Genomic DNA, 5,572 nt, shown 5'->3' with positions numbered 1-5,572 from the left:
TGCCGAAGAGATGACGTCTCCGCTTTGGGCGTCCACGGCGAGGACTTTGCAGGACTGGGTGGAGGAATCCACTCCGATGACAACGCTCATTGACTATTTTCCTCATCGATCTGGTCATTCAGGGCTAGCGCCGTGACGTGTGGGTCCCTGTGGAGGAAGAAGCGGCGCTCGTCGCCAGGGCTGAGCGCGAGAAGGTCACCGTTCCGAACCTGCTGATTTCGTCCGCGCTGTCGGAGCACTCCGATTCACCGACCGAACGCCGCGCCATTGCAGCGGAACTGATGTCCCTGCACAATCTCCTGGCCCGTTCGTCCAACAACATCAACCAGCTCGCACGGCAGGCGAACGCCACCAGCGAGTTCCCTGTTGAAGCCCGCGAAGCGCTGAAGCACATTCGCACTGTAGCCATGCGCATTGACGACGCCATTGACGGGCTGATGCAGGGATGATTCCGAACATCACTCGCGGTTCACGTATGGGCGGGCTCATGGTTTACCTGGCATCGACCGATGCGAACAAGACCAAGAACGCCCACCAGGATCCGCACCTTGTTGCCGGTGACGCTGCCATCATGGCGTGGTACGACGACGGTGTGCTGGACCGCGACGATGCCCTGGCCATTGCCAAGCATCTGGACCGGCCGCGCAAGATGTTCGGTGTCTCGGTTCAGATCAAGGACATGGAGTGGGACGCGGCGAAGAAGGAGCGCGTGCACGTCGGGTACAAGGATGCCAGCGTGTGGCACTGCTCCCTCAGCCTGCGCGCCGAAGAGGGTGCACTGACGGACCAGCAGTGGGGCGATATCGCCAACGACTTCGTTGACTCTATGGGCTTCACCGAAGCCAGCGGCAAAGCACGGTGCCGGTGGGCCGCGGTGAACCACGGCACGTCCGAAAACGGGAACCACCACATCCACCTGGCAGTGTCTCTTGTCCGCGAGGACGGCACCAAAGCATCCACGCATGCTGACTACAAGCGTGCACAGCAGACCTGCCGCGAGCTTGAGGTCAAGTACGGTCTGGAACAGCTCTCCATGGTGCACGCCACCCGTGGATACGACCGGGCCGAGAAGGCCACCGCCGTCAGGGATGACCGCGAAATGCACAGGTCATCACTGGCACGGAAAGTACGCGCCAGCGCCAGCGCCTCGGCAACCGAAGCGGAGTTCGTACGCCGGGCCCGCGACACCGGAATGCTCGTCCGTCCCCGCTACGCCAAGAACACCACCGACGTCATTGTTGGGTACTCGGTAGCCGAACGCCCCACCCAGGGGGAGCGTCCTATTTGGTTCGGAGGCGGCACCCTCGCCTCTGACCTGAAACTCGGTGCCCTCCGTGAAGAATGGATGGACTCACCACACCTGGCGACCGATGCTGCAGCCGAGTGGAACGCGGCGGCACGCAACAAGCGCACGGTCTCCAAGACCGGTCCCGAGAACGCAACGCCACCGGCAGAAGCATGGGTGGAATACACCCGTAACGCCACCGCCCTGGCAGACCAGCTACGCACCATCCCGCGTGACGATCACGCAACCTGGGCGAAGGCCGCACGGGAAGTTTCCGGAGCGTTCGCGGCATGGTCTTACCGGCTCGAACCGACGCCCGGGCCACTGGCGGCCACCGCTGCTGAACTGTCCCGCACGGCGCAGTTGCGCGCACCACGACAGCACAGCAAACCCGTCGCGCTGCCCTCCATTGCCGGTACCGCCATGTTGTTCATGGCCGCATCGAGCAAGAACAAGACGGCGGCGCAAACGGCACTCATGGTGCAGCTGATCAACACCGCCTTTGCCGTCTACGAAATGCACGCCCAATCTGGGCGGACCCGTGAAGCGCAACGCATCCGCTCAGTGGTCGAGCACCAGCTGGCTCCGTTCACCGGAACCATGCCGAAGGCTGTCCCGGTGGGTGCCGGGCAGCAGCAAGCCACGGAGTCAGCAGTGCCGCCCAGGGCGATTGATATTGCCAGGCGTGGCATGGTGCCCATCCGTCCGGGATCAGTGGTGCCATCAACGCCAACACCGGCCAAGACCTACCAACTCAGCCGACGCGACTCCGGGCCGGGCCTCGACCGATAAAGACCACCACCAACTGCAAGGGGAACAGCATGAGTGAATCAGATGGAATGGATGATGTCCTGGACGGCGGGCTGCGGCAGTCGCTGATGATCGCCTCCCGTATTGCCGAGACCCTGGCCCGGCGGCGGCAGGAATCCCAGCGGCACCAGGAACACCAAGACGCCCAGGTGGCGCACGAAGCCCAGGCCCGTCTCGCCGCCGAACGAAGCGCCGCCCACGCAGCACTGGCGCCCGTCGAGAAGGACCAGTGGTGGGACAAGGCACAGCCAAACGACATTGCTACGGCACACGCCGTCGCCGAAGGCTGGAAGGACCACGACCCGGCCGCGCTGGCAGCGTCGGAAAAGATCCGTCAGGAGGTCCTGACGCGGTACGGGATCGACACCCACGACGTCGGCACAGACGCCGCCTACCTGGAGTCAGGTATTCAGGCGATCACCACCGAGAAGGCCCGGCAGGACGAACTGGCGCGCAGCCAGGAAGAGACGCGCAAGGCCACCGCCGAACACGAGAAGGCCATGCAGCTGCTCGCAGCAGCCCGCGCGGAAGAACTCCGCGCACAGGCCGCGAAGCTGGCACCGGAAATGGAGCGTCACCAGGTGCCCGTGGAGTACCTGGCCAACCCCGAGCTGGCCCAGGCATTGCAGACCGCGCACACCGCGAAGACCCCCACAGCGGTAGAGGCAGCGGACGCCATCGTGAAGGAACGCATGTTCCTCATCGGCAAGGACGGCATCAACGGTCCCGACATGGACCAGCTGCGGAAAGAGACCACCGCGAACGTCAACGGTGCCGGCGACTCGCACTTCGAGGATCCCGAGTTCGTGAAGGCTGCCAAGGAGATGCACGAGGCCAAGCTCCTGGCCGAGGGCGGTTTCAAAGGCTCCGAGCGGACGCCCGTGGAGCAGCGGTACGAACGCGCGGAAAAGGAACTCTTTGCCCGCATGGAAGGCGTCGGCCGCGAAATCGAGAACCGCGTCACCGGCAACGAAAGCAGTCGGCTCAAAGACCAGGGCCTCAAAGCAGAAAGCACGTCAGCCGCCGACTACGGCTCGGCCGAACACCACGAAAAATTCGCTGAGTCCCTAGAAAACAGCGGCGCGAATGAGACCCAGATACGCGGACGCCTCGCGGCAGCTCGCAGCGAGGGCACACACCCCAGCGCAGCGGTGACTATGGGCAAGGGCGCCACCAAGGCCAGAAGGTCGAGCACAGAGGCAACAGTGGGCTCTGAGAGGAGCAAGAACGGCCTGTCCCGCTAAAACATTTATCCACAAAGAGCGGTTCACCTGGAACATTGCACCGTACGTTGCGGACATCATCCACGACTCCGCGAGGAGGACCGATGGAGTATGTGCGAGGGTGGTCACTTGCAGTCCTTGCTTCCGACCCTTGGATTTTGGTCTGGCGAGGTACTCATGTCATGAAACGGCAATCGCCGGCGTTACCTGAGGCCTGAGGCTGGGGTGCCTTTAAGCAGTGGATCTCGCAGCCGGTCCCAATCCGTGACCAGAGTGACTGCCACCAACGCAACAAGTAGCCCCCAGCACCCACCACGAAGTACGGACTGGCTGTGTTTGCCGTGCGCTCAAGCCGGGCCTATCCATCTTGGCCCGGGGAGTTGCACTGGCGCGGTTCAGGCAGCCTTGTGCCGGCGGGGGTCGCGGCCGCGTGTGCCGTGTCCGGGTCTTGCGGGCGTGCCGGTGGCTGTCCAGGGTGGCGGCGGACCCGCCGGCCTGGAGTCCCGGACCCAGGCAGGCCCGGCCGAACCCGATCCCACTGCCCTTGCTCCCGGGCAGACCAGCGCGCACGATGACAGATGACAACAAGGACCGTTCCGCACGGACCGGCCTAACAACCATAAACGGAGGATTCATGACCAGGGACGCCAATATCCACGCCCAGGAGCGCTTCGGCGCCGCTGTAAACAGCGGCAAACTCGAAGAATTCGACGACGTCGTCGCGGCCGGCTGTGTCGACCACGACCCGGCACCGGGACAAGGACCGGGCCCGCAGGGATTCAAGGACCTGTTCACAGGGTTGCGCTCTTCTTTTCCGGATCTGCACCTCGACGTCGAACACCTCACAGCCACCGACGTCGACGTCGCGTTCGCCTACACGATCACCGGGACACATCAGGGGCCGCTGATGGGCCACCCGCCCACCGGCAGGAGCTTCAAAATCCGGGGCATGCAGATCGGACGCTTCGAAGACGGCAAACTCGTCGAGCGCTGGGGCAGCAGCGACCAGCTGGGCATGCTCACCCAACTCGGGCTGTCCCCGCAGCCATGAAAATCGTCCGCGCACTGGCCACCGGGGCCGCAGCAGGCGCCGCCGGGACCACAGCCCTGAACACCCTCACCTACCTGGACATGGTCTGGCGTGCCCGCCCCGCCAGCAGCACACCCGAGGCCACCGTCGAAAAACTGGCCGACGTCACAGGGGTCAAGATCCCGGGCACCGAGGAAGAACGCACGAACCGGTTAGCCGGGCTCGGCCCGCTGACAGGACTTGTCGTCGGCGTCGGCGTCGGCGCGGTCCTCGGCCTTGTCCGGGAGGCCGGATACCGGCCCGGACTCCTCGGTTCGTCACTGACTGCGGCGGCCGGCGCACTGATCGGCAGCAACGGCCCTATGACCGTTCTCGGAATTACCGATCCCCGCACCTGGTCTCCCGCGGACTGGGCCAGCGACATCATCCCGCACCTGGCCTACGGCATCGTGACCGGCGCCGCGCTGCACACCCTGGACCCGGCCGCCTCCCGCCCGCTTTGACCCAACGGGCAGACTTCCCCGTTGCACCTCCGAGCGTCCAAGCCTTCTTCCGGATTTCTGGCCGGGCGCAGAAAACCCGGGAATCCGGTTCCCGGCAACACGCCGGTGAGGCAGCGATTGCCCACCTCCTGAGAGGGGGCAGGAGCCCGGTCCATCCATAAGGGTCCCGGGATCATGGGGTGTTCCTGGCTGGCAGCAGGCGGCGGCCGGTCCCCTGATTTCGAGTACCCGGCGCCCTGCCGGGATCGGCGTAACGGAACGGTCACATTCCGGGGCCCCACCGCCTCCGCGACCTGGTTCATGGCGGCCCCGATCAAGCTGCGATTTCCCACCAAAGTGGGCTCAAGTCAGATTGACAAAATCATGGGACCGACTTGATTCAGAGACGCGCCAGTGGCTCCTGGATAATCCGGGAGGCGTGATGGTGCCGCGCACTGTCACTGCCATGATCAAGCAAAATTCCGCGGGGCACGTCGACGTCGACGGGCACGGCCAGATGCTGCTTTCCCGTGAGGATCTGGATTTTATCCGCGAGAAAGAAACGGGCGTGGGTACGGGCCAAAACAGCGAGGAATTGCGGTTCTTCGATGCAACGCAGCCCGGAAAGCGCGGATAAGCCCCAATACCGTTTACTTAAGAAGTTTGGGTATTCGTTTGAGTGGCCAGCCTGACATCTTGCGTTTCACTACGCGGGGGTTGGTCCGTTGTCGGCGTGGTGGCA

6 protein-coding genes are annotated in these 5,572 nt (G+C 64.2%); all 6 read left to right on the top strand.

What is annotated here, in order from left to right:
- The first annotated feature begins 137 nt into the window (after positions 1–137).
- The 6 genes from mobC to NG698_RS21340 all read left to right on the top strand — a co-directional run bounded on the left by mobC (position 138) and on the right by NG698_RS21340 (position 5,467).
- Positions 138–449: a plasmid mobilization relaxosome protein MobC gene (mobC, locus tag NG698_RS21885; RefSeq protein ID WP_252612247.1), complete on the top strand. Its 312-nt coding sequence runs from the start codon at positions 138–140 to the stop codon at positions 447–449.
- Positions 446–2,077 carry a relaxase/mobilization nuclease domain-containing protein gene (locus NG698_RS21360; protein WP_252603862.1) on the top strand — a complete coding sequence of 544 codons (1,632 nt, stop codon included), beginning with the start codon at positions 446–448 and terminating at the stop codon, positions 2,075–2,077. Before mobC ends, NG698_RS21360 begins: the two co-directional genes overlap by 4 nt.
- A 29-nt stretch (positions 2,078–2,106) precedes the next feature.
- Positions 2,107–3,339, top strand: coding sequence for a hypothetical protein (locus NG698_RS21355; RefSeq protein WP_252603859.1), 1,233 nt, complete (start codon positions 2,107–2,109; stop codon positions 3,337–3,339).
- Positions 3,340–3,952: 613 nt separating this feature from the next.
- Entirely contained in the window at positions 3,953–4,369 is a 417-nt protein-coding gene (locus NG698_RS21350) for an ester cyclase (protein WP_252603856.1), read from the top strand.
- Positions 4,366–4,851: a hypothetical protein gene (locus NG698_RS21345; protein WP_252603855.1), complete on the top strand. Its 486-nt coding sequence runs from the start codon at positions 4,366–4,368 to the stop codon at positions 4,849–4,851. Before NG698_RS21350 ends, NG698_RS21345 begins: the two co-directional genes overlap by 4 nt.
- A 445-nt stretch (positions 4,852–5,296) precedes the next feature.
- A complete protein-coding gene (locus tag NG698_RS21340; protein WP_252603852.1) occupies positions 5,297–5,467 on the top strand; it encodes a hypothetical protein in 171 nt (56 codons plus the stop codon).
- The last annotated feature ends 105 nt before the right edge of the window (positions 5,468–5,572 follow it).

The sequence above is a fragment of the Pseudarthrobacter raffinosi genome (assembly GCF_023913735.1).
Taxonomy (GTDB): domain Bacteria; phylum Actinomycetota; class Actinomycetes; order Actinomycetales; family Micrococcaceae; genus Arthrobacter; species Arthrobacter raffinosi.
Note: the sequence above shows the minus strand (reverse complement) of the source record. Positions and strands in the feature narration are given on the sequence as shown.

Coding starts and splice junctions, on each gene's coding strand:
- NG698_RS21360 (WP_252603862.1), top strand. CDS start 446: ATGATTCCGAACATCACTCGCGGTTCACGTATGGGCGGGCTCATGGTT.
- NG698_RS21355 (WP_252603859.1), top strand. CDS start 2,107: ATGAGTGAATCAGATGGAATGGATGATGTCCTGGACGGCGGGCTGCGG.
- NG698_RS21350 (WP_252603856.1), top strand. CDS start 3,953: ATGACCAGGGACGCCAATATCCACGCCCAGGAGCGCTTCGGCGCCGCT.
- NG698_RS21345 (WP_252603855.1), top strand. CDS start 4,366: ATGAAAATCGTCCGCGCACTGGCCACCGGGGCCGCAGCAGGCGCCGCC.
- NG698_RS21340 (WP_252603852.1), top strand. CDS start 5,297: ATGATCAAGCAAAATTCCGCGGGGCACGTCGACGTCGACGGGCACGGC.